At 71.6% G+C, this 25,641-nt stretch carries 23 protein-coding genes and 1 pseudogene; 4 read left to right on the forward strand and 20 right to left on the reverse strand.

Annotation, left to right across the window (positions count from 1 at the left end; genetic code table 11):
- Positions 1-120: 120 nt before the first annotated feature.
- On the forward strand, positions 121-570 hold the full coding sequence (locus ABD716_RS05975) for a MarR family winged helix-turn-helix transcriptional regulator (RefSeq protein WP_344774825.1): 450 nt from the start codon (positions 121-123) through the stop codon (positions 568-570).
- A 43-nt stretch (positions 571-613) separates the two neighbouring features.
- Here ABD716_RS05975 and ABD716_RS05980 read toward each other — a convergent pair whose 3' ends face one another.
- From ABD716_RS05980 to ABD716_RS06020, 9 genes are all read right to left on the reverse strand, one after another.
- Entirely contained in the window at positions 614-1,636 is a 1,023-nt protein-coding gene (locus tag ABD716_RS05980) for an LLM class flavin-dependent oxidoreductase (RefSeq protein WP_344774827.1), read from the reverse strand.
- Between the two features lie 59 nt (positions 1,637-1,695).
- Entirely contained in the window at positions 1,696-2,250 is a 555-nt protein-coding gene (locus tag ABD716_RS05985; protein ID WP_344774829.1) for a hypothetical protein, read from the reverse strand.
- Between the two features lie 122 nt (positions 2,251-2,372).
- Entirely contained in the window at positions 2,373-2,852 is a 480-nt protein-coding gene (locus ABD716_RS05990) for a hypothetical protein (RefSeq protein ID WP_344774831.1), read from the reverse strand.
- 304 nt (positions 2,853-3,156) lie between these two features.
- Positions 3,157-3,327, reverse strand: coding sequence for a hypothetical protein (locus tag ABD716_RS05995; RefSeq protein WP_344774833.1), 171 nt, complete (start codon positions 3,325-3,327; stop codon positions 3,157-3,159).
- The gene (locus tag ABD716_RS06000) at positions 3,324-5,144 is read right to left on the reverse strand and encodes a DUF4012 domain-containing protein (RefSeq protein WP_344774835.1); all 1,821 of its coding nucleotides are present in this window, start codon (positions 5,142-5,144) and stop codon (positions 3,324-3,326) included. Before ABD716_RS06000 ends, ABD716_RS05995 begins: the two co-directional genes overlap by 4 nt.
- A 104-nt stretch (positions 5,145-5,248) precedes the next feature.
- A complete protein-coding gene (locus tag ABD716_RS06005) occupies positions 5,249-5,992 on the reverse strand; it encodes a hypothetical protein (RefSeq protein WP_344774837.1) in 744 nt (247 codons plus the stop codon).
- A 193-nt stretch (positions 5,993-6,185) separates the two neighbouring features.
- The gene (locus ABD716_RS06010) at positions 6,186-7,907 is read right to left on the reverse strand and encodes an ATP-binding cassette domain-containing protein (protein WP_344774839.1); all 1,722 of its coding nucleotides are present in this window, start codon (positions 7,905-7,907) and stop codon (positions 6,186-6,188) included.
- A gap of 12 nt (positions 7,908-7,919) precedes the next feature.
- Positions 7,920-8,801: a hypothetical protein gene (locus tag ABD716_RS06015; RefSeq protein ID WP_344774841.1), complete on the reverse strand. Its 882-nt coding sequence runs from the start codon at positions 8,799-8,801 to the stop codon at positions 7,920-7,922.
- The gene (locus ABD716_RS06020) at positions 8,801-9,853 is read right to left on the reverse strand and encodes a polysaccharide pyruvyl transferase family protein (RefSeq protein WP_344774843.1); all 1,053 of its coding nucleotides are present in this window, start codon (positions 9,851-9,853) and stop codon (positions 8,801-8,803) included. The genes ABD716_RS06015 and ABD716_RS06020 overlap by 1 nt, the downstream gene beginning before the upstream one ends.
- Before the next feature lie 218 nt (positions 9,854-10,071).
- On the opposite strand from ABD716_RS06020, the gene ABD716_RS06025 reads away from it, so the two are divergent.
- Positions 10,072-10,992 carry a polysaccharide pyruvyl transferase family protein gene (locus ABD716_RS06025; RefSeq protein WP_344774845.1) on the forward strand — a complete coding sequence of 307 codons (921 nt, stop codon included), beginning with the start codon at positions 10,072-10,074 and terminating at the stop codon, positions 10,990-10,992.
- On the forward strand, positions 10,989-12,101 hold the full coding sequence (locus ABD716_RS06030; RefSeq protein WP_344774847.1) for a glycosyltransferase: 1,113 nt from the start codon (positions 10,989-10,991) through the stop codon (positions 12,099-12,101). The genes ABD716_RS06025 and ABD716_RS06030 overlap by 4 nt, the downstream gene beginning before the upstream one ends.
- On the opposite strand, the gene ABD716_RS06035 is transcribed toward ABD716_RS06030, so the two are convergent.
- The 8 genes and pseudogenes from ABD716_RS06035 to ABD716_RS06070 all read right to left on the reverse strand — a co-directional run bounded on the left by ABD716_RS06035 (position 12,050) and on the right by ABD716_RS06070 (position 21,568).
- Positions 12,050-13,561, reverse strand: a complete 1,512-nt coding sequence (locus ABD716_RS06035) for a hypothetical protein (RefSeq protein WP_344774849.1) — start codon at positions 13,559-13,561, stop codon at positions 12,050-12,052. The genes ABD716_RS06030 and ABD716_RS06035 overlap by 52 nt on opposite strands.
- Entirely contained in the window at positions 13,558-14,667 is a 1,110-nt protein-coding gene (locus tag ABD716_RS06040; protein ID WP_344774851.1) for a glycosyltransferase family 4 protein, read from the reverse strand. The genes ABD716_RS06035 and ABD716_RS06040 overlap by 4 nt, the downstream gene beginning before the upstream one ends.
- Positions 14,664-14,831, reverse strand: a pseudogene (locus ABD716_RS16375) (DapH/DapD/GlmU-related protein); the annotation flags it as partial. The gene ABD716_RS06040 and the pseudogene ABD716_RS16375, both read right to left, overlap by 4 nt.
- Positions 14,832-15,400: 569 nt before the next feature.
- On the reverse strand, positions 15,401-16,495 hold the full coding sequence (locus tag ABD716_RS06050) for a glycosyltransferase family 4 protein (protein WP_344774856.1): 1,095 nt from the start codon (positions 16,493-16,495) through the stop codon (positions 15,401-15,403).
- The gene (locus ABD716_RS06055) at positions 16,495-17,709 is read right to left on the reverse strand and encodes a glycosyltransferase (RefSeq protein WP_344774858.1); all 1,215 of its coding nucleotides are present in this window, start codon (positions 17,707-17,709) and stop codon (positions 16,495-16,497) included. Before ABD716_RS06055 ends, ABD716_RS06050 begins: the two co-directional genes overlap by 1 nt.
- Positions 17,710-17,767: 58 nt before the next feature.
- Complete coding sequence (locus tag ABD716_RS06060; RefSeq protein ID WP_344774860.1) at positions 17,768-19,252, reverse strand: sugar transferase; 1,485 nt, start codon at positions 19,250-19,252, stop codon at positions 17,768-17,770.
- Between the two features lie 145 nt (positions 19,253-19,397).
- Positions 19,398-20,084 (reverse strand): arsenate reductase/protein-tyrosine-phosphatase family protein, encoded by a 687-nt coding sequence (locus ABD716_RS06065; protein WP_344774862.1) that lies wholly within the window; start codon positions 20,082-20,084, stop codon positions 19,398-19,400.
- Positions 20,081-21,568, reverse strand: coding sequence for a tyrosine-protein kinase domain-containing protein (locus ABD716_RS06070; protein WP_344774864.1), 1,488 nt, complete (start codon positions 21,566-21,568; stop codon positions 20,081-20,083). The genes ABD716_RS06065 and ABD716_RS06070 overlap by 4 nt, the downstream gene beginning before the upstream one ends.
- 111 nt (positions 21,569-21,679) lie before the next feature.
- Here ABD716_RS06070 and ABD716_RS06075 point away from each other — a divergent pair, with 111 nt between their 5' ends.
- Positions 21,680-22,327 (forward strand): CPBP family intramembrane glutamic endopeptidase, encoded by a 648-nt coding sequence (locus ABD716_RS06075; protein ID WP_344774866.1) that lies wholly within the window; start codon positions 21,680-21,682, stop codon positions 22,325-22,327.
- A gap of 30 nt (positions 22,328-22,357) precedes the next feature.
- On the opposite strand, the gene fgd is transcribed toward ABD716_RS06075, so the two are convergent.
- The 3 genes from fgd to ABD716_RS06090 all read right to left on the reverse strand — a co-directional run bounded on the left by fgd (position 22,358) and on the right by ABD716_RS06090 (position 25,639).
- A complete protein-coding gene (fgd, locus tag ABD716_RS06080; protein WP_344774868.1) occupies positions 22,358-23,374 on the reverse strand; it encodes a glucose-6-phosphate dehydrogenase (coenzyme-F420) in 1,017 nt (338 codons plus the stop codon).
- 501 nt (positions 23,375-23,875) lie between these two features.
- Complete coding sequence (locus ABD716_RS06085; protein ID WP_344774870.1) at positions 23,876-25,441, reverse strand: LuxR C-terminal-related transcriptional regulator; 1,566 nt, start codon at positions 25,439-25,441, stop codon at positions 23,876-23,878.
- A gap of 39 nt (positions 25,442-25,480) precedes the next feature.
- The gene (locus ABD716_RS06090) at positions 25,481-25,639 is read right to left on the reverse strand and encodes a hypothetical protein (protein WP_344774872.1); all 159 of its coding nucleotides are present in this window, start codon (positions 25,637-25,639) and stop codon (positions 25,481-25,483) included.
- Positions 25,640-25,641: the final 2 nt, after the last annotated feature.

The following is a 25,641-nucleotide window of genomic DNA, read 5'->3' on the forward strand; positions in this document are numbered from 1 at the left end:
CCATCCACACGTTTCTGCCTATAACCCACTTGCTGCGTTACAACGAAATGCCCCGTTTGCGGCTGACGGATCGGGCGGATGCGTGATGCATCACACCCGCGCACGCACTAGGTTCGTGCCATGGCACGGCCCAAGGCATCGCGAGCACAGCTGCTCGACACGATCTTCGAAGAGATCAACGTGGTCACCCGACGCGGCACGGCCCGCGCCCGGCGCCTGGCGGCCCCGCTCAGCTATGTCGAGCACTCGCTGCTGCAGTTCATCGGCGCGACCCAGGGCTGCCGCGCCACCGACATCGCCAGCTCGTTCCACCTGAACCGCTCGACCGTCTCGCGCCAGGTGGCCTCGCTGCTCGAGCAGGGGCTCGTCGAGTACGCACCGCGCAGCGAGGACGCACACCACCGCGGTCGGGAGCTGCGGCTCACCAACAACGGCAAGAGCCGTCTGAACTCTGCACGCGGCGAGCAGCGCAAGGCGTCTTTCGAGCGCCTCGCGGACTGGAGCGAAGACGAGCTGAAGACGTTCGCCCAGCTGCTCGACCGGTACAACTCGAAGGAGCCGAAGGTCTAGGGTGTCGCGCGAAGAGCGGACCCCGACGCCGTCGCAGAGCGAGCTACTCGACCGCCGGGCGCTGCAGCTCCTTCACGATCTCGAGGGAGCGCTTGCGGCCCTCGCGCGTCGCGCCGGCCGGCTGCACCATAAGCTCGTCGACGCCGGTCGACTCGAGCAGCGAGGCGAGCTGAGCGCGCACGACCTCGGGTGTGCCGATCGCCTGGCGCGCGTTGCGGTGCGCGATGAAATCCTCTTCGAGGGGCGAGAACTCGTAGGCGAGCGCCTCGTCGACCGAGACGGGTGAGGGCTTCTGGCCCTGCCGCATCCGGATGAAGGTGATCGCGCCGGGCAGCATCTCACGCCGCACCGCCTCGGCCGAGTCATCCGAGATGACCGAGACCGCGACCATCGAATGCGGCGCCGACAGGAATCCGCCTTCGCGGAACGAGTCGCGGTAGATCTCGAGCGCGCGCTCGGTGTTCTCGCCCGAGAAGTGATGCGCGAACGCGAACGGCAGCCCGAGCGTCCCGGCCAGCTCGGCCGAGAACCCCGACGAGCCGAGCAGCCAGATCTCGGGGGCGTCGCCGAGGCCGGGAACGGCGAGCAGCTGAGCCATCGGGTTGTTCGGCGACATGCCGTGGAAGAAGCCGATCAGGTCCATCAGCTCACGGGGGAAGGCCGAAGCGTCGAGACCTTCCTGTGTGCGGCGCAGCGCGAACGCGGTGACACCGTCGGTGCCCGGTGCGCGGCCGATGCCGAGGTCGATGCGGTCGCCGTAGAGCGCCCGCAGGGTGCCGAACTGCTCGGCGACGACGAGCGGGGCGTGGTTGGGCAGCATCACGCCGCCCGAGCCGACCCGCAGCTTCGAGGTGACCGCCGCCACCGCGCCGATCAGAATCGCCGGCGACGACGAGGCGATGCCGGGCATGCCGTGATGCTCGGCGAACCAGTACCTGCCGTACCCGAGCGCCTCGGCGTGCTTCGCCAGCTCGATCGAGCCGGCGACCGCGTCGGCGTTGGTCTGCCCGAACCCGCGCCAGGCGAGGTCGAGCACGTTCAGGGGCACGTCAGCGAGTGAAGTCATCTCTCATCGCAACGCAGGGACGGCGCGGCGGATTCCTGCCCGCGCCGCCCTGCCCGCGATCAGCGTGTCCGCCGACGCACTCTGACGCGCGAGACCACCCAGAGCGCGATGCCCGCGACGACGGTGGCGGCCGCGGCCGACAGCACGCCCACGTCGATCGACGTGCCCGTGCGAGCCAGCAGGCCCGGGTCTGCGACGGCGGCCGTCGTGGCGGGGATCACGGTCACCACGCCGTAGGAGTAGTGATCGGTGCCCGGCTGCTTGACCGTGACGTCGTAGACCCCCCGGGTGTCGGCGCCGAAGTCGAGCTTGACGACGGCCCCACCCCCGTCGCAGCTGCTCGTGAGCGAGCCCGTCAGCTGCGAAGCGGTGAACGCGGCGAAGGTCGGCGAGGGCGACTCGCTCGTGACGCTGATCTGCAGCGGCTCGCACGGGTCGAAAGTGCTGTCGGGCACGGCGTGATGCACCGAGGTATCCGGAACGATCGTGCGCTTCCAGCTATCGGGCTTGTACGGGGCGTAGGGCGCGGGCGCGGCGGCCGCGCTGAGTGGGGCGGCGACCGCGAGAAGCGTTGCGGCAGCGGCGCCGACCAACGCGCGGGCAAGAAATGACATTCGGGTCTCATTCCAGGCTGTTGTGAGGTTTTCTCATTTTAGCCTGGCGTAGACCGAGGGGTATGCCCCGAGCGAGGGGTGCTCGGTGATAGTCGAGCACCCCTCACTATTCTAGGTGCGAATCATGCGCGGTGTGCGGGAGAGCCGGTCTGTGCCGCCTCTGCCGGCGTCGTGCGGCGGCGGCTCGCGGTTCGCACGACGAGGAACGCCGCCCCCAGAGCAGCGAGCCCGACCGCGGCCCACACCGTCGCGAGCGAGACGTAGGTCCCCGTCTGCGAGAGCATGCCGCCCCCGCCCGCACTGGTCTCCGCCGCCGTCGCGGCGCCGGCCACCGGAATGGTGATCGCTGCGGTCGTCGTGCCGTCGGTCGCCACGACGGTGACGGCCGCACTGGCATCCGCCGGCATGGTCGCCGTGATGCTGGCGGCCCCCGCGCTGTCGGTCACCGTTGCGAGAGCCGGCGACTCGGCCGCACGGAAGTCGGCGAGTGAGGTCGGCACGCTGCCCGCACTGGTGAAGTAGACCGTCAGGTCGTGCTGCGCGATGAAGATCGCGTTGAAGCGCACGGTGAACGTTCCGCCGGGTGCCGTCGAGCCGACCACGGTTCCCGCGGCGGCACCCGTGATCGTCGGCGTTCAGGGCGGATAGGTCGACGCGGCGTTCGCCGCCATCGGTGCGGCGAGCGCTGCCGCTCCCGCTATCGCGAGCGCGACGAGAGATTTCAGAACCCTGTTCATGCTCCTCCTTGCATAAGGTGCGCGCGCAGCACGCAGAGTGCTGCGGCACGCATACTCCCCAGGGAAGAGCAACGGTCGCAGACCGGTCGGTGTCTGCGCATCGTGACAGGGCCAAGCTAGCCGCGCGCCCCGAACGGGGGACGCCCCTTGCGGAATCCGCCGCGAGGGCTTATCCGCGTGAGCGATGGCGGGCGGACGCGATGAGGAGCGCGATGACGCCGAGGAAGACGAGGATGCCCGCGAGCCAGACCACCCACATGGCGATGCTCGAGCCGGTCGACGCGAGGGACCCCGACGCGCTCGCCGACAGGGCGAGCGCGCGGCCCGGCATCCGGCTCATTTCACGACCTCGTCGCAGGCGAAGGTGCGCTTCGTGACCGACACGGGGTTGATCTGGGGCGTGATGTCGGCCGCGATGCGGCCGCTCTTGCCCTTCTTCGGGTTGTAGACGAGGCGCACGGTCGAGCTCTGGCCCGGCTTCAGATCGACGACGTACTGCGCGACGCTGCGGTCGCCGTCCTTGACGAATTTGACGGGCTCGGCAGCGCCGGTCGCGGTGACCGCGTTGCCGAACTCGACGTCGGGAGAGCCATAGGTGCTCACCTGCGTGCGGATGGTGCCGACCGAGACGCCATAGGTGCCGTCGCCGCTCACGTAGGCGGGAAGCTTCGCGGCCTGCTGCGCGGTGAGCCCGTTCGTGAGGGTGACCTGCAGCACGTACAGCGGGCCGACCGTGGAGCACACCGGCTGCCCCAGGGCCACCTTGGTGTGCAGGTAGTAGTCCATCTTCGAGCCGGTGCCGTCGGCGAGGTAGACCCCGAAGCGTTGCTCACCGGGCCCCGACTTCGCGGGGCCGCCCGAGAGCGTCGTCTCGGCCAGGGTGGCGCGCTCCTTCGGTTCGGAGCTCCAGACGTTGAGGCGGTGCTCGTCGCCGATGCGCGCGAACGCGCCGAGCATCGTCTGCGGGGCGAACTTTCCCTCGGCGAGCTTGGCGAAGATCGAGGCGGATGCCGCGTCGAAGAACGCGTCCTGCTGCTGCGGCTGGCTGAACCGGGAGTACACGTCGGAGAGCAGCGACCTGACCACGTTCTGCGCGGTGAGCTCGGTCGCAGCCGGCGTTCCCGGGGCCACGGTGACCGGGCCGGTCGCCTTGAGGATGTACTTGAGGGCGACCGGGTCGAGGCTCACGACGCCGCTGACCTGCTGGCCGAAGCGCTGCTGCCACATGGCCGCGGCGAGCTTCGCCGACTGGTCGAAGCGCGGCGTCAGCGTGACGTCCTGCATGTACTCGCCGGTGATCTCGCCGAACAGCTCATTGGTCGGGCCCGTGAGCTTCGTGATCGGAGAGTCGTACGGGCCGAAGCTGCCGCCGGAGTACTGGCCGTCGAAGGTGACCCTGCCGTGGTCGGCCGTGACGTGCACCACCGAGCCGGGGATGCCGCCGGAGGAGCGCAGCTCGGCGTTGTTGAGCACGAGCACGAGGTAGGTGCGCGGGCCGCTGTCGCCCAGCATGCCCGGCAGCAGCGTGGCCGCCTTGCTCGCGGCATCCGTGAAGGTCGAGACCTCGGCGATCTTCGACTTGTAATCGGCGACGGCGCCGGCCAGCGGGGCGATGACGCCGCGCGTCGAGACGGAGCGCGAGATGCGTGCGCCCGACTCCATGGCGGCGTCTGCCTTGGCGAGCGCCGGGGCCGCGGCGACGAGCGGTGCCACGTCGATCGCGCCGCCCTTCACACGGAACGTGTCGGCACTGAGCTTGCCCGAGAGGCTCGCGACCGCGTCGAGCCCGTTGTCGGCGATGGCCGCCGCGCTCGCAGACACGCCGCTGAGCGCGCGCAGGTTCGGGCCGGCCCACGGCGCCTTCTCGGCGAGGCGCCAGACAGGGTCGGAGGTGAGCGCGTGCGCCCTGTCGGCGTGGTCGCGCAGCTGGGCGACGCCTGCTGCGGCGCCCGCGGAATCGCCGCCGATGACGGCGGACTGGATGGTGCTCGCGACCGGCAGTGCCTGCCGCAGCTCCTTTGCTGCGAGCATTCCCCTCACCCCAACCCATGCGGTGATCGCAACGATGATGAGGAGCACGGCGGCGATCAGCCACCAGACCCAGGCCCGGCCGTCGTGGCTACGGCGTGCTCGGCGGTCGGCGGCGGCTGACGACATGCGCTCCATCTAAGCAGAGGGCCCTCGACGGGGCCCGCGCGGCCCTCGACAGTCTGATGGGGGCCGCCCCGGCATGCGGGGCGACCCCCATCAGCGTGAGGACGCTAGGCCTTGGCTCGATCCTTGCGGCGGACGACCGCCCGCATGGTCACGAAGCCGGCACCGAGGGCGACGAGCCCCACAGCACCCCAGACGGTTGCCAGCGAGATGTACGAACCGGTCGACGCGAGCGAGCCCGGGTCGGCGGCCGTCACCGAAGAGGCGCCCTTGGTGGTCGCAGCGCTCTTCGCAGCGTCAGCAGGGACCGTGACGCTCTGCGTCACGGAGGTGCCGGAGCTGTCGGTCACGGTGGCGTTCAGCGTCTGGCCGGCGAGGTCGGTGGCCCCGCTTGCCTTCAGCTGAGCGGTCAGCGACCCGTCAGCAGCCGCGGTACCGAGGTTGATGCTGCCCGACTCATCGGCAGTGAACGTGCCGAAGAACGAGAAGCCCCCGAAACCGGTGATGAGGATGTGGACTATCGAGCCCGGGTGGAACGTGTGAGCCGGGAAGGTGAACGGGAACCACCAGAATCCGCCCCACCAGAAGGGGTGCGGGTGGTGGTGGCCGGGCTTCGGCGGCTTCGTCGGCGGGTATGCCGGCTTGGTCGGCTTGGGCTGGTGGTGCGAAGCGCCCCACCCGATGCCGTGGTTCTTCCCATCGTTGTGGGAAAGCGCCACAGGAGCCGCGGCCGAGTTGACGGACACGGAGCTGGAGGTGGCGACCGGAGTCGCGCTCGCCGCGAGCGGAACGCCCAGTGCGAGTGCGGTTCCGACCGCGAGGGCCAGCGCCGTCTTTGCAATCTTGTGCATCTCTGTCCTATCCGCAGGTCGGTGTGGATTTGGGCAATGCGTTGGCGTGGGTTTTTCGTTTCTCCGTTCCCACTAGCGGATCGACCCGGAGGTCGGTCCGGACTCCTCCACGCTATCTAGGAATTTGATAAACGCAAGGCTTGTTTACCCGCCGGAAACATCCCTCGGATGGGGGACATGAGAGCCGCTCGGCTCAGGCGGTGACGGGTGCGGATTCCTGGCGCGTCAGCACCCCGTCCTCCATGCGGTAGCGCACATCGGTGAGGGCGAGGGTCGACGGCCGGTGGGTCACCATGACGATCAGCAGGTTCTCGCGCAGGCCGGCGATCGTGTCCATGATCGACTTCTCGGTGCTGGCATCCAGCGCGCTCGTCGGCTCATCGAGCACCAGCATCTGCGGGTTGAGCAGCAGACACCGGGCGAGCCCGATGCGCTGGCGCTGGCCGCCCGAGAGGTTGAGCCCCTCCTGCTCGACCACCGTGTCCAGCCCCTGCGGGAACGCCCTGCCGTCGAGCTCGAGCGCCGCGGCGAGCGCCGCCCGCTCGACCTGCTCGTCGCTCGCGTCGCGGTAGAACCGGATGTTGTCGGCGATGGTGCCGGGCACGAGCCTGACCTCCTGCGAGAGATAGGCGACCTGCGAGTACCAGTCGGCCTGGCGATACTCCTCGATGGGCGTCCCGTTGACGAGCACCTCGCCCGACGAGGGGTCGAGGGTGCGCATGATCAGCTTGAGCAGGGTCGTCTTCCCGCCGCCCGACGGCCCGACGATCGCGACGAACTGGCCCCGGCGCGCCTCGAAATCGACGCCCGTGAACACGGGGGTCCCGTCCTCGTAGTCGAAGCCGACGCCCTCGAGCCGCAGCGTCTCGAGCCGCCCGAGGTGCCGCTCGCCCCACACCGCCGTGTCGGGCCCGAGCTCTGCGACCGTCTCGTCGACCATCTCGGCGTAGACCGACATCGCCTTCATGCTCTGCCGGGTGCCGAGCACCTGCTGCAGGTAGACGAGGCCGCGCACCAGCAGCAGCGCCGTGATGGCGATGCCGCCGACCGCCGCGGGGGCGATGATCGCCACGACGCCGATGCACAGGAATCCGAGCAGCAGAGCCGAGTTGCGGAACACGATCGGCGTTCCCTGCTGCAGCGCGCGCCCGCGGCGCCACGACTCGGTCGCGTCGCGGGCGCCGTCGAGCGCGAGCGACTCGACGCGCCGGGCCACGCCGAAGACGCGGATCTCGATGAACATGCGCGTGTAAATCGCGAGGAAGCTCGAGTAGCCGCGCACCTGCAGCGCCCAGTTCCGGCTGGAGCGGGTGATCGCCGCCGTCACCGGCGCGAACGCCGCTCCGATGATCGCCGCCACGACGACGAGCGCCAGCGCGGTCCACGGGCTCGCGATGAACGCCGCCACGAGCAGCACGAAGAGGTTCGTCCAGGCGGCGGCGGACTGCCCGGTGAGGAATACGCCCTCTGCCATGCGGTTGGCGCCGTTGGCCGCGAGGTCCTGCACATGCCCGGCCGACATCTTGGTCTGCGCGACGACCGAGGACGAATAGAAGGCGCGCACGAGGCGCTCGCGCTCCATGTTCAGCTTGAGCGAGGCCGCCCGCATCATGAGCTGGCTCGAGATCAGCTGGAACGCGATCGACAGCAGCGCGCAGAGCGTGCCGATGAGCACCCCCTGCATGATCGTCAGATTGCCGAGCAGGGCCGACATGACGCCGCCGCTCGTCGAGCTCCTGGCGGCCGACCCGCCGGTCGCCTGCGTCGCGATCTGCACGATGAGGATCAGCAGGCCGGCCTCGAACAGCCCGCCCAACCCGCTCAGCACCAGCACGATGGCGATGCGCGAGCGCGGGATGCCGCGCAGCAGGAGTCCGGCCGAGCCGCCCATGAGCTTTCCGATGCTCGTGATCATGTTCCCTCTCCCCTACGCCTTGGCCTGGCGCGCGAGCGCGCCCTTCGTGATGCGCGTCGCCCGGCTCAGGGCCGACTGCGCCGTGTACGCGAGCTCGCGCGGGTCGAGCGCGCGGCCGATGCTCGCCGAGGGGCTCGCGAGGCGGGGAATGCCGAAGTCGCGCACCACCCGGTCGCTGAGCGGTCGGGCGAGGCCGCGCAGGCCCTTGCCCGAGTGGTTCTCGCCGGTGTCGACGTGGTAGACCGCGCCGTGGAACGGCAGCGGCTCGAGCGGGTAGCCGTGCTCGGCGAGCCACTCGCGCCCCTGGCGGTGTGCGCCGATGATGCGCTCGAGGCGCTCGCCGAAGGCCGCCGCCACCTCGTCCTGCGTTGCCGTCACCTCGAGGTCGTCGGGCACGCCGTATGCCTCCCACGCGACGACGTGGCAGGTGCCGCAGGTGCGATTGAAGTCGCGCTGCACGCGCCACGCCTGCCGGGTGCGCGAGTAGATCAGGCCCTCTTCGACGACCCAGCCGGGTGCGGTCGGGGCGCTCTGCGACAGCGCCGCGAGGCCCCGGTGCACGAAGTCGTCCGCGTCGAAGATCATGACGTGATCGGGGTGCACGGCACGCGCCGCGGCGAGCCCGATGCCGATCTTGGTGCCCTTGTCGCGCACGAAGGGGCCGAGGGCGAACCGCGGGCCCGAGGTCGCCACGGGCGGCGGGAAGTCGACGGGCACGAAGGTGGTGCGGCGGGGAAGCTCGAAGTCAGGCATCCGATTGCCCACGACGAAGACCGCGAAATCGTCGCTCGTCTGCGCCGTGACGGAACCCAGTGTCTGCGCGAGCAGCTCTTCGACGTGCGCGTAGTCGGAGGAGTTGAGCGGATGCCGCAGCGAGGTGATGAACGCCAGCATCAGCGCACCGCCCGTGCCCTGCCGAGCGCCTCGGCGGCGAGTTCGACCGCCTGCTGCGGCCGGTCCGCGTAGGACGCCGTGCTGAACCGGCTCGAGTAGTCGCGGTAGACGGCGCCGAGCTTGCCATAGTTGTTGTCGAGCAGCACGTGGTCGAGATCGAGCAGCACCGCGAGGACGTGGGCGTGCAGGCGATCGACGATCGCGTAGCGGCGATCGCGGTAGAGGCGGATGCCGCCGCGGATGTTCGCCGCGTTGATCCACCGGAAGCTGGCGTTCACGAGCGGGCGCAGCAGCGGGCCGCGCACGAAGCGGTACTTGTGCGCCACCCGCGGTACGAGCCGCGCGAGCCGCCACGACAGGGTGTCGAGCTCGGCGCTGGTCCAGTCGGCGACGTGCACCTCGGCGCCGATCTCGTCGGCCAGGTCGAGATCGCCGAGGCCGGAGGACCCCTCGTGGTCGGTGCGCGCGATCACGAGCACGGGCGCCGCGCCCGGGGCGGCTGCAGAGGCCCGCGTCGGGGCGCTCCAGCCGAGCGCCATGTCCCAGCAGTAGCGCCGACGCACATCGGGCAGCTGCGCCGCGGCGCGGCCCTCTGACTCGGAGTCGCGCACCAGCAGCGTGAAGTCGGGGTGGCCGCCCAGCACGGCGTTCGCGAGCGCCGCCTTCTCGGGCGACTCGAACCACACCGACTGCGGCAGCTGCACGATCTTCCGGTCGGGGAAGTCGCGCGCAACCTGCTCGCGGTGCTGCTGGTGCCCGTCCCACAGATCGCCGAAGTTCCCGCCGCCGTGGATCAGGATGACGCCGTCGGGTGGAAGCGCGCGGCGCAGCTCGGCCGCGTCGTAGGTGCGCCTGTCGGCGACGTAGGCAAGCCTCAGGCCGAGCGTGCGGAAGTATTCGAGCTCACCCGCCCAGATCAGGGAATCGCCCACGTTGCGCTGATTGGGGGCGTCGAGCAGGGCGACGGTCGCGCCGTGCCCGATCGCCTCGGTGAGCACGGCGGTGGTGGCGGAGCGCAGCTCCGTCAGGGTTTCAAGGTCATCTGGGCGCACGGTGGCCTCCTAGGTTCCTTGACGACCGCGGGGCGCGCGAGGGCCTCGAGATCGACAATGCGTGGTCGGACGCGTGGCTCAGTGTATACACGAGCCGTTGCAGCCACGTTTCCATATGGTGACTGGCGCACACGACACACTTGTCACCACAAAGAGGGGCACATTATCGTGGCCCGTAACCCCCGAGAGCCGACCACTCGCGGGGTGAGGGAGCAGTGGTGACGGCACAGCCTCAGGCACTTCCGCGCGTCCGCAACCGGGGCGACCGCACGACCGTGCACGGCGTGACCGTGTTCAGCTGGAATCCGCATCGGCCTTTGATCCCCGAGCGCCGCGGCAGCCGCCTCGTCGTTCCGCGCCGCATCGGGAACTTCGGCGATCTGCTCGGGCCGGTGATCGTGGCGGCGATGCTCGAGCGGGCCGGGGTGGCGCCCGCGGCCCCCGCTCCCGCGGGGGCGGGCGGCCGGCGCGTGCTCGCCGTGGGCTCAGTGCTGCAGTTCGCGCGAGCGGGTGACGTCGTCTGGGGCAGCGGCATGAACGGGAAGTCGATGGCCGAGCTGCCGGCGCTGTCGCAGCTCGACGTGCGCGCCGTGCGCGGCCCCCGCACGCGCGCGGTGCTGCACGGCCTCGGCATCGAGTCACCCGAGGTCTACGGCGACCCGGCGCTGCTCGCGCCACTTCTCTTCCCGTGGCTGCGCGAGGCCTCCGCGAGCAAGGTGCGCGGCACGCTCATCGCGCCCAACATGAACGACCGCAAGGCGCTGCGCGGGGTGCCCGACGTGCTCGACCCGCAGCGGCCGCTGCTCGAGTGCCTGCGCGAGATCGCGCGCAGCGAGCGCGTCGTGGGCAGCTCGCTGCACGCCGTGATCGTCGCAGAGGCGCTGGGGGTTCCCGCCGTGGCGGTGGTGAGCCGCGAGGAGCATCCGCTCAAGTACGCCGACTACTACGAGGGCACGGGGCGGCCGGGCGTGCGGCTCGCCGAGAGTGTCGCCGACGCGACGGCTGCGCGCGCCGCCGTGCCCGGGCCGCAGTGGGCGCCCGAGCCGCTGCTCGACGCCTTCCCCTACGACGTGTGGGGCGCGGCCGGCCCCACGGCGGCGGCTGCGGCGCCGGCATCCGCCCGCCAGACGGCACGATGACCGGCACGACGACGACAGCGGCGGTCGGCGCGGAAGCCGGCGGCAGCGCCGCGAGCGGCGGCCGCGCGCTGCGCGTGCTGACCACGCGCGGCGGCGACGACCTCAGCGCGAACCCCTACGTCTCGACCCTCGCCGCGCACACCGATGCGCTGCTGCAGGTGCGCGAGTTCACCTGGGCCCGCGCCCTGCTCGGGCGCTTCGATGTGATCCACCTGCACTGGCCCGAGGCGCTCGTGCGCTCGCCGAGCAGGTGGAAGCACGCCGGGAAGCTCGCCCTCTTCCGCCTGCTCATCGCGCTCGACCGGCTGCGGCGGCGCGCGCACGTCTCGACGATCCACAACCTCTCGCCACACGAGAGCGGCTCCCCCGCCGAGGACGCCGTGCTGCGCGCCTGGCTCGCGTCCTGCGCCGTGCGCATCTACCTCACGCACGCCGGGCTCGCGGAGGCCGGCGACGAGCGCGGCGTCGTCATTCCCCACGGCGACTACGCCGAGTACGTGCGCCGGCACCGCCCCGCCGGCCCCGCGGCACCGGCCGCGGCGCCCACCGGCCGCCTGCTGCTGTTCGGCATGCTGCGCCGCTACAAGGGCATCGAGCGGCTCATCGAGGCGTTCGGCGAGATCGGCGACGACCGCGGGCTGCGCCTGCTCGTCGCGGGCAAGGCCATCGACGCCGACTACGAGCGGCTGCTCGGTGAGCTCGCCGCCGCCCGCCCCGGCGTCGAGGTGCGCGCCGACCACTTCCTCGGGCACGACGAGCTGATCGGGCTGATCGAGGACTGCGAGGTCGTCGTGCTGCCGTATGAGCGCATGTACAACAGCGGCGCCGCGCTCATGGCGCTCACGGTGGGCCGGCCGGTGGCGGCGACGGACTCCCCCAGCATGGCCGAGCTGCGGGCGGAGTTCGGCGCGGAATGGATCCAGCCGCTGCCGGCGCAGCTCACGCCCGAGGCCCTCACGGCCGCCGTCGACGCCCTGCGGTCCTCACCGCGCGCGGCCCTGCCCGACTGGAGCGCGCGCAACTGGCCCGCGATCGCCGCGGCGCACCGCGACGCGTATCAGCGCGCCGTCAGTGCCGTGCGGGCGGCGCGCGGGGCGCCCGTCGACTGAGCGGATTCCTCGGCCGGCGCGTCCTGCGTGTCCTGCGCCTCCTTCGAGCTCAGCCGCACGAGCAGCGCGCCGGCCACCCACGGGAACGCGAACCAGATGATGTTGGTCGTGGTGCTCGCGAGCGCGAACACGAGGAAGAACCAGGTGCTGCGCGCTCGCGCCGTGCCGCCCCAGAGCAGCAGGTAGCCGAGGATGAACGGCACGGCCCCCACGAACCCCGAGTCGTAGAACAGGGCCAGCCACAGCAGCGCGAGGTACGGCGTCGCATACGAGGTCACGCCCGTGTCGTGGTGCTGCGGGAACGCGTTGTAGCCGAAACCCGAGAACCACCCGTGCAGCGTGTTCAGATCGGCGACCGCCACATTGGCCGTGGACAGCCGCAGCGCACCCGTTCCCGAGTCCAGGTTCTGCAGGCTGTCGAGCCGGGCGAGGAACGCGGCCGCACCGGAGCCCGAGGTCGACGAGAGCGACAGCACATAGGCGACGAGCGCGACGGCGACCGCGACGCCGAGCACGGCGAAGACAAGGAAGAAGCGACTGCCGCGCAGCATGCGCAGCGCGAGCCCCAGCGCCACGAAGGCGAACATCAGCCAGGCGATGCGCGTGTAGGTGAGGTAGACGCACACGCCCGAGAGCACCAGATAGGTCCAGATGAGCGGAGCAGGAATCCGCTTCGACGCCGCGTAGGCGACGCACAGCCAGATGACGAAGAACGCCGCAGCGACGTTGGGCTCGCTGCCGAGGCCCTGCAGCCGGAACTGGTTGCTCGCGTAGTCCCGTTCGGTGAACACCGAGAGGGCGCCCGCCTTGCTCGAGGCGAGCCAGCCCACGAGGTCGATGACGGCGGCGACGGTCGCCACCGTCACGCCGACGCGCACCAGCGCGACCGTCGGCGTGCGCAGCAGGCAGACCAGCACGGCGGCGACGATGTTCGCGAGCACCCAGGTGAGCAGGCGCACGCTCTGCTCGGGCTGCAGCGCCGCGGCGAGGCTGATGCCGAACGAGAGCACCCACCACAGCACGATGAGCGCCGCGCCCGCCAGCACCGCCTTCCCGACGCTGAGCGGCCGCACCTTCGTCGCGCGGGCGTTCAGCACCAGGTGCACGGCGGCGAGGATGATCGCCAGGTGCTCGGGCAGCATCGTGAGCCCGCCGAGTTGGAACTTGATGCCGTTGGCCGACAGGGCCAGCACGAGCGCCGCCCACGCGATCTCCTCGTAGACGAGGCAGACGGCGACGAGCACGAGGCCGAAGGCGACGACGAGCACGAGCTCGGCCGTCTGCGGCAGGCCGCCCGCGACGGCGCCCACCACGGCGAGTGCGCTGATGACGGCCCACCACCACGCGGCGAGCGTCGCGCGGCGCGGGGGCCGCCGATGCGGGTTCGGCGCGGGGGCGGGCCGCGTCGAGGCATCCGGTCGGCGCTCCTGCGTGTCGGGGCGGGGTGCGAGCTGCGTCATGCGGCCTTCCCTTCCAGTGCGGCGGCGTAGCGCCGCGAGATGCGATGCGGGTCGGCCAGCCGTGCCGCGCGGGCCGGCGCCGCGGCCCGCAGCCGCGATCGGAGCCCGGCATCGCCGTGCAGAGCCGCGAGCTGCGCCGCGAAGCTCGCGCCGTCGCCCGCCCCGTAGACGAGGCCGGTCTCGCCGGGCTCGACGAGCTCGCGCGAGCCGCCAGAGTCGGGCACGAGCGGCACGACGCCGGCGAGCTGCGCCTCGATGACCGTGCGCCCGAACGGCTCGTCGGGATTCGCGACGACCACCGCATCGAGCCCGCGCATCACCTCGTCGCGGGCGACCATGCCGTCGTAGACGAAGCGCGGCCCGAGGGTCGCGGCGGCACGGGCGAGCGTGCGCTCGGCGAAGCCGCCGTCGTCGCCCGGGGCCGCACCGCGGATGTGGAGCACGGCGTCGGCCGGCGCGGCCGCGAACCACTCGACGACCTCGGCGACGCCCTTGTCAGGTGTGATCTGCCCGACGAGGCCGACGTGCAGTCGGGGCGCGTCGACGTCCTCTGCGGTAGCGCGCACGGCAGCCGCAGCGGCCACCGCCGCCGCCCGGTCGCCGACGGGGCGGTGGATGACGTGCACGGCGGGCCCGGGCGGCACCTGCCCCGCGAGGTAGTCGCTGATGCAGATGACCGCGTCGGCGAACCGCAGCAGCTGGAAGTAGGGCAGTCGCTTCGGGTTGCGGCGCGAGGAGTCGTGCAGGTCGACGACGACCCGCACGCGCTTGAGCTTGAAGAGCGGAAGCAGCGCGACGACGAGCGGAAGCAGGTAGAAGTCGAAGACCAGCAGCGTGCTGTGCCGTGGGATGCCGCGCAGCAGCGGCCTGAGGAATCCGATCATGCGGCTGACGCGCCCCGCGCGCGGCGCGACCTGCGCGACGGGGCCGAGCCGCTCGCTGCGCCAGCGCTCGACGAGCTGCGGATTCGAGCTGAGCAGCCGCAGCGGCACGGCGCCCTTCAGCAGCCCCGCGATCGCGAGCAGGCTGATCTCGGCTCCCCACATGACGGGCGCCCCCGTGACGACGATGACGGGCCGAGGGGTCGGCGATGGCGCCCGCGTCATTCCTTCCGCCTTCCGATCTCGCGCGCCGGCACGCCGCCGACGATCGTGTAGGGCGCGACGTCCTTCGTGACGACGGCGCCGGCGGCGACGATCGCGCCGCGGCCGATCGTGACGCCCGCGAGCACGGTCGCCTTGGCGCCGATCCACACGTCGTCGCCGATCACGATGCGCGCGCGCCGCTCGCCCTGCGCGCGGATGGGCACGTCGGGGTCGTCGGCGATGTGGTTCTCGCTGACGACGGCCACGTCGGGGCCGAGCAGGCAGTCGTCGCCGATCTCGATGCCGCCGCCGCCGTGCAGGAAGTTGCGCAGGCCGATCGCGGTGCGATCGCCGATGCGGATGCCCTCGCCGAGGTTCCGGATGACGCCGCTGCCGCGCAGCACCGCGTACTGGTCGACGGTCGTCGCGTCGCCGAGCTGCACGCCCTGCCGCGAGCGCGCGTCGATGAGGACGCCGCGCTGCAGGGACACCGCGCGGCCGAGCCGCAGCGAGCTGCGCCCGCGCAGCCGCACACCGGGCCCGAGGTACCCGCCGCGCACGCCCCGGCTCTCGGCGCGCAGGCGCGCGACGGCCTTCTCGGCGACCCAGCCCGCCAGGTCGGCGACGGGAACGTCTGCGTCGATTCCCGCGTCGAGGCCGCGTTCCCTGCCGTATGCGCGGTCGACGAGGGCGCGGATGCCGCGGGCCGCGGCGCCCTCGGAGGGGGTGGCGCGCGCCGACGGGGCTCCGGCGGTCACGACGCGGCCTCCAGCGCGCCGCGGCCCGCGGTGAGCTGCTCGCGCATGCCGCGCGCGACGTTGGCCCACGCGTAGCGCGACGGGTCGCCCTTCGTTCCACCCTCGGGGCGCCCGCCTGCGAGCTGCGCCTCGAGCACCGCGCGGATCGATGCGACATCGCTCGGGTCGAAGTAGGCGTCGGCGAAGCCGAGCTCGTGGAACACCGGGATGTCGCTCACGGCGCTCGGTGCGCCGAGGCTGCGGGCCTCGAGCAGCGGCAGCCCGAACCCCTCGTCGAGCGACGGGAAGGCGAACAGCGCGGTGTTGCGATACAGCCACTTGAGCTGGGCGTCGTCGACCCCGCCGAGGAAGTCGACGCGGCCCGGCCCGGCGGCCGCGGCGCCGAGCTCGGCCGCCCGGCCGTTCGTCTCGCCGACGATGACGAGGTCGAACGCCGCGGTCAGCGCCGGCGATGACGTGTACGCCTCGATCAGCCTGCCGAGGTTCTTGCGTACATTGAGTCGCCCGACCGAGAGGAGGAAGGGCCGGTCGGAGCCGCGCTCCACCGGCCGGGCGACAGCGTGTTCCAGCCCGGAGGGCAGGCCGAGCCCGATGCTCCGAACGCGGCGGGCCGCGGCCGGGTAGTGCCGCTGGATGCGGCGGCGCTCGGTTTCGGAAATCGTGACCACGGCGGACGCGCCGCGCATGGCGCTCGCGACGCCGCGCAGGTAGACACGCTCGGCGAGGGTGAACCACTCGGGGTGCTCGCGGAAGATGAGGTCGTAGACGAGCACGACGCTCGGCACCCCGTGCCGCTGCGGCCCCGGCAGGAAGTTCTGGCTGACGACCGCGTCCGCCCCCGCGGCCGCCGCACCGAGCCGCGTGCGCACCCAGAGCTGGTGGTTCGACACGGGCGTCGGCACGTGGCGGCGGGCCACGGGCAGCGCGTCGACGAGCGGCACCGGCACGTCGTCGGGCACCGGAACGGCGACTTCGAGCTCGTCGCCCGGGAACTCCTGCGCCCACGCGCGCAGCACGGACGCCCCGACGTTCCGCCCCGAGGGCGGGCCGTCGTGCAGCCAGTACCCGTCGTAGAGCACGCGCAGCCCCATCAGCGCACCTCGACCGAGTCGTCGGCGGGCACCGGCCCGGCGGATACAGGCTCGGCGGCCACCGGGTCTGCCGCCGCCGACGCGGGCACCTGCGGCACCGGCCGGCCAGAGCTGCCGGCCGTGCGGGTCGCGAGCGCCCAGAGCGCCGACTCGTAGCGCTCGCAGACGCCCTGCCAGGTGTAGGCATCGGCCGCGCGCGCCAGCGCGTTGCCGCCGAGCAGCGCGCGCAGCTCGCTGCTGCGCACGAGCCGGTCGGCGGCCTCGGCGATGCGGTCGGGCTCGGGCGGCACCAGCAGCCCGGACCCGCCGAGCACCTCGCGGTTGTAGACCGTGTCGCGGGCGACGATCGGCGCGCCGAGAGCCATCGCCTGCACGAGTGCGGGGTTGGTCCCGCCGACGCTGTGCCCGTGGAAGTACGCGCCCGCGTGCTGCCACAGGCTGTGCAGCCGCCGGTCGTCCTTCACGTGCCCGAACCAGTGCACCCGCGGGTTCGAGGCCGCGAGCCGGCCGACGCGCTCCTCGATCTCGCCGCCGTAGCCCGACGACCCGACGAAGACCACGTCGTGGTCGGCGGCCAGCTGCTGTGCGGCATCCACGAACTCATTGATCGTGTTCTCGGCGACGAAGCGCGCCACGATCAGCACGTATTTGCCATGCTCGAGCCCGGGCTCGACGGGCAGCTCGCCGCTCGGGTCGCCGCCGTAGGGAATGAAGACGCCGTCGCGCCCGAAGTTCTCGCGCCAGTAGGCGCCGATGGCCCGCGCGTCGAAGACGAGCTCGTCTGCGTACCGCGCGGTGAGCTTGGCGCCCGTACGGAACACGGCGCGCGCCGACCGGCCCCACTTGCCGCGCTCCCACTCGATGCCGTCGACGTTCACGACGCTGGGGATGCCGCGTGCCTTCAGGATGGGCAGCCAGTAGCCGACCGCGCAGTTGAGCACGAGCGCGACGTCGGGTTTGCGCACGAACGCGTCGACCGTCGAGGTCAGGCCGTACGACAGGGTGCTGAACTTCTTCGACTCGATACCGGCCGTGACGCGCGAGCGCACCCGCGGGTCGAGGTCGGGGTCGTCGGTCTTGAGGCCGGGGCGGCCGTAGACGGTCACATCCCAGCCGGCGTCGGCGAGGTGCGGCGCGAGCCGCCTCACGAGCGTCTCGAAACCGCCGTAATAGCTCGGGTAGCCCCGCGAGCCGATGATGGCAACAGAAGGCACGATGCGTCTCCCTCACATCCGTGTTGCACTGCGCGCGGTCGGGCGCGCAGCTCGGTCGTCAATAGGCGCCGTCGCGGGCGATCACCGCCTTCGCGGTGCGCCACAGAATGGTCAGATCGCCGGTCATCGACCAGTTCTCGACGTAGTACAGATCGAGGCGCACGGATTCCTCCCACGTCAGGTTCGAGCGGCCGCTGACCTGCCACAGCCCGGTGATGCCGGGCTTCACGAGGAAGCGGCGGTGGGTGTGCTCCTCGTACTGGGTGAGCTCGCGCTCGAGCGACGGGCGGGGCCCGATGAGCGACATCGAGCCGCCCAGCACGTTGAACAGCTGGGGCAGCTCGTCGAGGCTGTAGCGGCGAAGGACGCGGCCGACGCGGGTGATGCGCGGGTCGCGCTTCATCTTGAACAGCACGCCGTTGCCCTCGGACTCGCCGCGCAGCGCCGCGAGCCGAGCCTCGGCGTCGGGCACCATCGAGCGGAACTTGAGCATGCGGAACGGACGGCCGTTCAGGCCGATGCGCTCCTGCTTGAACAGCACCGGGCCCTGCGAGTCGACGCGCACGGCAAGGGCGATCGCGATCAGGGCGGGCGACAGCAGCACGACGAGCAGCCCCGCGACGACGAGGTCGAAGGCGCGCTTGGCCACGAGCTTCGCCCCCTCGTAGCGGGGCGTCTCGACGTGCATCAGCGGCAGCCCCGCCACCGGGCGCGTGTGGATGCGCGGGCCGCCGACGTCGATGATGCTGGGCGCCACGACGAGGTGCTGGCGGCCGGGCTGCAGCCCCCAGCTGATGCGGCGCACCCGGTCGTTCGGCAGCTCGTCGCTGCTCGTGATGATCACGGTGTCGGCGTCGCTGAGCTCCATCGCGCCGGGAACGTCGTCGAGGGTTCCGACCACGGGGATCGCGTGCTCGGCGAGCGGCGCCACGCGGTCGCTGGGCGAGAGGCACGCGCCGACGACGCGATAGCCGGCGTCGGGCTGGTTGATGAGCTCGGCTGCGGTCTGGGCGACGGAGGCCGCCGAGCCGACGAGCAGCACGCGCGACGAGTAGCCGCCGAGCTCGCGCTGGACGTGCAGCCACTGCCGCCACATCCAGCGGATGGCGAGCAGCACGAGCGCCCCGACCGGCAGCGCGATCAGCACGTAGCCGCGTGCCAGGTCGATCTTGAGCACGAAGGCGACGATCGCGATGAGGCCGAACAGACGCACCGACGCATTGACGACCCGCGTGTACTCGGCGCTTCCCGTGCCGATCGTGCGCGCGCTGCGGGTGTCGTAGAGGCCGAGGGCGGCGACCCAGAGCACGACGATGAGCAGCGAGATCAGCGAATAGCTGATGCCGGCGTGCGAGCCGAGCAGCTCGTCGGTCTGCGCCCGGGTGTCGATTCCGAGCCAGAGGATCTGGACGCCGAAGACGACCCAGACCAACGCGAGCGCGTCGGTGATCGTCAGGCGGCGGGCATAGCCCTTTCGCCAGTCCCCGGTCATGCGTTTGGACGACGCCATAGGTTCGACGCCGACCAGCACGTGGTCAGCCATGGATATTCCGCCTCTGTGTGGTCGGTCACAGTGGTCGGGAGAGTGCCCGGAAGCGCCCCCCTTGTGGGGCACAAGCCTATGACAGAAGCTGAGTCAGTTCCATGGGGCCGGGTTACGCGCAGGTTTAAGTTGCGAGACCCACCGATCACAGCCGCGGGAACGTGAACGACAGCGCGGGTCCCCGCTTCTGCGGGGTGAGAACGGATGCCTGCGGCGCACCCGCCCGGGTCGCGAGCAGCGCCCCGGCCACCACTCGCGCGGCGCCCTCGATCTCGGCGCCGACCTCGTCGTAGACCTCCTGCGGCAGCCCGATGGGGTCGCGGATGTCGTCGCGCTCGGGGGCGACGGGCGGGGCGCCGCCACGGCGCGCGGCGAGCTCGGCGACCAGCTCGGCGGCGGTGCGCCGCGGCTCGTCGGGCGCGCCGCCCGGGGCCGGCGTCTCGGCCGCCGCGTCTGTGGCGAGGCGCGCGAACTCGCTCAGCGTGAAGGCCCGTCGCAGAGCCGCAGGGTGCAGCTCGACCGCCGCCGCCCTGTGCTCGCGCGTCAGGCCGAGAATCAGCCCGGCTGACGCGACCGTGTGCTCGTCCAGGCGGCGGGCGGCATGCGCGCGGGCATCCGTCTCGGCCACACCTGCGCGCGCCGCGACCCGCACCATCTCGCGCGTCATGCGCATGCCGGGGCGGGCGATGGTGCCCGCGCTGCCGACCTCGAGGTCGGCGCGGGCGCCGAGCGCACGGCGCAGCAGCAGCTCGAGAAGCGGCGAGCGGCACACGTTCCCCGAGCACACGGCGAGCACGCGGAACGGCAGGACCGCGGGCGCCTCGTCGCTCATGCGCTCGCGGTGTGCCCGGCCGCCTCGGCCTTCTTGGCGCGAGAACGCGAGCGCTTCTTCTTGCGGTCGTCGCCCTGCTCCTCGCCGTAGTAGCCGTAGCCGTAGCGCCCGTAGGCGTAGGCGTCTGGGCCCTTGGTCGGAACCATCGTCATGACGATGCCGCCCACGCGGCTGCCCACCTGCTCGATGGCCGCGACCGCGGACTTCAGCTGGTTCTTGTGCGTGCGGCCCGAGGCGACGATCACGAGGGAGCCGGTCGTGCTCTTGCTGAGCACCGCGGCGTCGGTCACGGGCAGCAGCGGCGGGGCGTCGTAGAGGACGTAGTCGAACTGCTCCTCGAGCACCGAGATGAGCTTCTTCATGCGCGCGCTGCCGAGCAGCTCGCTGGGGTTCGGGGGGATGCGGCCGGCGGGCAGCACGTAGAGGTTCGTCTTCCCCCAGCGCTGCACGACGTCGCCGACGTCGACCCGGCCGAGCAGCACGTCGGTGAGGCCCACGGCGCCCTCGAGGCCGAGATAGCCGGCGAGCTTCGGGCGGCGCAGGTCGGCGTCGACGACGAGGATGTTGCTCGAGGTGCTCGCGAGCGCGAGGCCGAGGTTCGCCGTCGTGGTGCTCTTGCCCTCCTGGGCGAGAGAGCTCGTCACGACGAAGCTGCGGCCGGGGCGCGTCGACCCGTCGCCCTCGTCGACGACGCGCTCGACATCGTCGCCGATGTTGAGGAACTGCAGGTTGGTGCGCAGGGTGCGGAAGGCCTCGGCGCGGTTCGAATAGGGGTCCTCGGCCACGATGAGCGGCCGCACGGCCGCCTTCGGGTCGAAGGTGATGCCGCCCACGATCGGCGCGGCGCTGATCGACTCGACGTCGTGCTCGGTGCGCACGCGGGTGTCGAGGGTCTCGCGCAGGACGGCCACGGCGACACCGAGCGCGAGGCCGATGAGCAGGCCGAGCAGGACATTGAGCGTCACGTTGGGGCTGCTCGGCTTGAGCGGCACGACGGCGTCCTGCACACGGCTGAGCTTCACGGGCGACACGTTGTTGTCGGCGTCGGTCGTCTCGAGCGACTGCACGACGGTGCTCAAGCTCTCGGCCGTCGCATTGGCGAGGTTCGCCGCCATCTTCGGGTCCTGATCGGTCGCCTCGATCTGCAGCAGCGTCGTGTTCGCCGGCGCCGAGGCCGAGATCTGGCGCGCCAGCGAGGCGGGGGTGGCGTTCAGGTGCAGGTCGACGATGACGGGCTGCAGCACGGCGGGGGTGTTCACCAGGCCGGCATACGACGTGATCCGATCCTGCGAGTACGCCTGCCCCTGCACGAGGTCTGACGCGTTCCCGCCCACTTGCGTGTTCACGAAGACCTTCGAATCAGCGGTGTAGCTCGGCGCCTTCAGTGTGGAGAAGAGCGCCGCGACGCCCACCCCCACGACGACGAAGACGGCGATGATGAGCCAGCCTTTGCGGAGCACTCGGATGTAGTCGTGTAGTTCCACGAACCTGCCTTTGGTCGGAAGAGCAGTTGTCGTACCCCGAACAGGGGCCGTGCAGACCATGGTGCACAGTTCTGTCGCATGCTGACAAGGGGTTGCCCTAGCGTGGTCGCCATGACGAAGGCCCCCGACCGGTCGCTTCGCGCGCTGCTCGTCGCCGTCGGCGCGCTCGCCGTGGCGGTCGCACTCGCCCTGTCGTTCCCGTCCTGGCGGGGGCACCTGACCTACCCCGCAGCAGTCGCCGCGAGCTACCTCGTCACGTGGGGCCCGCTCGTGATCGCGCTCGCTGCGACCTTCCGCTTCTGGCGGCCGTCGCTGCGCTTCCGCACTGCCGACGTCTACCTCGGTGTCATCGTGGGCGTCCTCGCGCGCGCCGCCGGCATCCTCGTGCAGTACGCGATGACGGGGCGGATGCCCGGGCCGGGCCTCATGGTCGGCGATGTCACCGGCATCTACGTCTTCACGACCGTGGTCGCGCCCGTCGTCATCGCGCCGCTCATCGAGGAGCCGTTCTTCCGCGGGCTGCTGCAGGGCTCGCTCGAGCGCGGCATCCGCCCGTGGCCCGCGCTCATCGTCACATCCGTCGCGTTCGCGCTGGTGCACACGATCGCCGACGGCTGGTCGGTCGCCCTGATCGCGACGATGCTCGTCTACGGGCTCATCGCGGGATACGCGGTGCAGCGCACGAGGCGTCTCGGCCCCGCGATCATCGGCCACGCGGTGTTCAACGGCCTCGCAGCCCTCATCACCTGGCCCTGGTGATCGCGGGTGCGGCGCGGCGCCGCCGCACCCCTACAGCGCGCGCAGCAGCGGCGCCAGGTCCTCTTCGAACTGGCTGAGGAAGCGCCGCTGGTCCTGACCGGGGGCGTGGAAGACGAGGTGTGTGAAGCCCGCGTCGACGTACTGCTTGATCTCGGCCACGGTCTGCTCGGGGTCGCTGCCGACGATCCAGCGCTTCGCGATCTGCTCGATGGGCAGCGCGTCGGCCGCCTTCTCCATCTCGAGCGGGTCGGTGATGTCGTGCTTCTGCTCCTTGCTGAGCGACAGCGGCGACCAGAACCGCGTGTTCTCGAGCGCCTGCTCGGGGTCGCGGTCGTAGCTCAGCTTGATCTCGATCATGTGATCGATGTCGGATGCCTGGCGGCCGCCCGCCGCGGCGCCCTCTTCGACGGCGGGGATCAGCTCGTCGACATACAGCCCCATGCCCTTGCCGGACGTGCAGATGAAGCCGTCGCCCGCGCGTCCCGCGTACTTCGCCACCGTCGGGCCGCCCGCCGCGATGTACACCGGGATCGGCGTCTCGGGCTTGTCGTAGATCGACGCGTCATGCGTCGAGTAGTAGTCGCCCTCGAACGTGACGCGCTCGTCCTTCCAGAGCGCGCGGATCAGGCGCACCGACTCGCGCAGCCGCGCGAACCGCTCCTTGAAATCGGGCCAGCCCTGGTTGCCCGCGCCCTGCCAGCCGGTGGCGACCTCGTTGAGCGCCTCGCCCGTGCCGACGCCGAGCACGATGCGCCCGGGGTACAGCACGCCGAGCGAGCCGAACGCCTGCGCAATGACGGCCGGGTTGTAGCGGTAGTGCGGCGTCATGACGCTCGTGCCGAGCACGATGTCGTGCGTGCGCTCCCCCGCGGCGGCGAGCCACGTGAGCGCGAACGGCGCGTGGCCGCCCTCGTGCCGCCAGGGCTGGAAGTGGTCGGAGATGAACGCGCTCTCCATGCCGTGCGCTTCGGCCGCGACGGTGAGTTCGACCAGTTCGCGCGCGCCGAACTGCTCTGCGGATGCCTTGTACCCGAGCTTCAGAGTCATATCGATTCGACTCTACGTCCGAATGGCCGGGTTCGGGCATCCGCCCGGCTTCGCGGCCACGCAAGCGGGGCACACTCCGGCCCGGCGAGTATTAGCCCCGGGACTATTTCACCGCCACGCGGCAGACCGATCGTTCTACTGCTGAGAGACTTTCAGTAGTCACGCAGCGCTCGAGCCGCCCGAACGGCCGGAGCGCATCACCTGAGTCACCCGAAGGCACAGGTGCAGCACGTGGGCCACCCGATGACCCGCGTGCACGCGGGGCGAGCTCCAACCCCAACACGAACGAAAACCTCGTCGGTTGCGCCGATGAGGCGAACAGCCCCCACGGGTGCCGGCCCCTTGAACTCCCCCCTGGCACCCACCGTCCCCCCACGGCCACTCAGGCAGCACGATGGCGGGCAGGGCAGCCGGCGCGCGCGTCGAACCCGCGCGCGCCACGCAGCCCTGTGCATGGCAGCCGCCACCGCCCGCGCCTGAGTGGCCGTCGGCGTGCGGGCCTCAGATGAGACCGCGCTCGAGCGCGACGGCGACGGCGGGGTCGCGGCCGTCCACGCCGAGCTTCTTGTAGATCGCGTGGTTGTGCACCTTGAGCGTGTTGACCGACAGGTGCAGCCGGGCTGCGACACTGCTCAGCGCGCCACCGCCGGCCAGCTCGCGCAGCACCTCGAGCTCGCGCGGTGAGAGCTTCACGGCGGTGCGCCGCGGCGGCGCGAACACGAGCGGCATGCGGGCGAGATCGGCGAGCTGCGGGTCGTCGAGCCGGTCGCCGGCGAGGCGGAAGAGGTCGAGGAACTCTGCGTGCGGGATGACGACGAGCGACGACAGCAGCCCGTGCTCGACGGCGAGCGCGCAGGCATCCGCGAACGCATCGAGCGCGGCGCCCGACGCGCCTGCTTGCCGCGCGAGCACCGCTTTCACCAGGAGGGCCGGAACCAGCTGACGAGGCCGGTGCTCGGAGCGGGCGACGACGAGCTCCGCGTCGCGCCGCGCCTCAGGATCGGCGCCGACGGCGAGCTGCGCCGCCGCCCGCACACCGAGCGCCCAGGCGCCGCCCCGCTCCTGGTCGAGCGCGGCGAGCAGCTCGACGGCGCGGTCAGGTCGGTGCGCCGCCAGGTGCACGAGCGCGGCGATGTAGCGGAACGAGACGAGGTTCTGGCCCGACTCGGCGAACAGCGGGGCATCCACGGTCTCAGCACGGCGCAGTTCGGAGAGCAGCAGAGTGGGACTCGCGCGACCCGCCGTGAGCCGGAAGCTCACCGACTGCGCGAGGGCCGGCAGGCGGTGCTCGTCGACCGCCCCGTCCGGCCGTGTCGCCAGCAGCTCGAGCGCCGCATCGGGTCGCAGCCGGTCGGCGAGGCGGACGGCGGCGGCGAGGATGTCGGTGCGGCGCCACGTCGCCGACGAGCGGGCGGACTCCGCGAGCCGGCGTGCCCGCTCGCCCCACGCATCGGCATCGCCGCCTCGGCCGGCGACGGCGTGCGCCCAGGAGAGCTCGCCCGCGGCATCCGTCGCGGCCCTCAGGTTCTCGAATGCGATGCCGAGCTCGTAGGCGCGCTCGAACGCACCGATCGCCTCGGTCTCGAGCGCGGCGAACTCGAACGAGAGCCCCCACTGCAGGTAGCCGTCGGCGAGCCGGTGCTGCACCGCGTCGCGCTCGGCGTCGCACGCCTCGTCGAGCCGCTCGAGCGCGCTGCGCGCCAGGCGCACCGCCTCGCAGAAGCGCCCGGCCGTGCGCGCCGCGATGCCGCGGGTGGTGAGCGTGAGCAGGGTGTCGGCGAGCGAGCGCGGCGGGTGCGGCAGCACCGGCTCGACGTAGGCGGTGGGCCGCAGCGGGGACTCGATCATGAGGAAGCCGAGATAGCGGCGGATGCGGTCCCACGCCGGCCGCTCGGCGAGCTCGGCGGGCGACAGCCGGTCGGCCACCGCGCGCAGCGCAGCCACGTCGTGGCTGATCAGCACGGGCCAGTTGGTCTCGGCCAGCTCGATCGCATCGTCATGGCGCTGCTCGGCGAGCGCGAGATAGATCAGCGACGCCACGCGGGCGGGCTCTGAACGCTCCGACACGTCGCCCTCATCCCGCCGTCAGCCGACTCACCGCGGCGTTCAGCCCGCGGCCTCTTCGATGCCCTTGTAGCGCTCGCCGCCGACGAGCTCGACCCAGCGCGAGTAGTCGTGGTCACGGCCGATGGGGCACGTGCACGAGACTTCGATGCGCTGGCCGTCGCGGCCGAGATAGACCTCGACATGGGGCTTGAACGGCATGG

The sequence above is a fragment of the Gryllotalpicola kribbensis genome, from assembly GCF_039538245.1.
GTDB lineage: Bacteria > Actinomycetota > Actinomycetes > Actinomycetales > Microbacteriaceae > Gryllotalpicola > Gryllotalpicola kribbensis.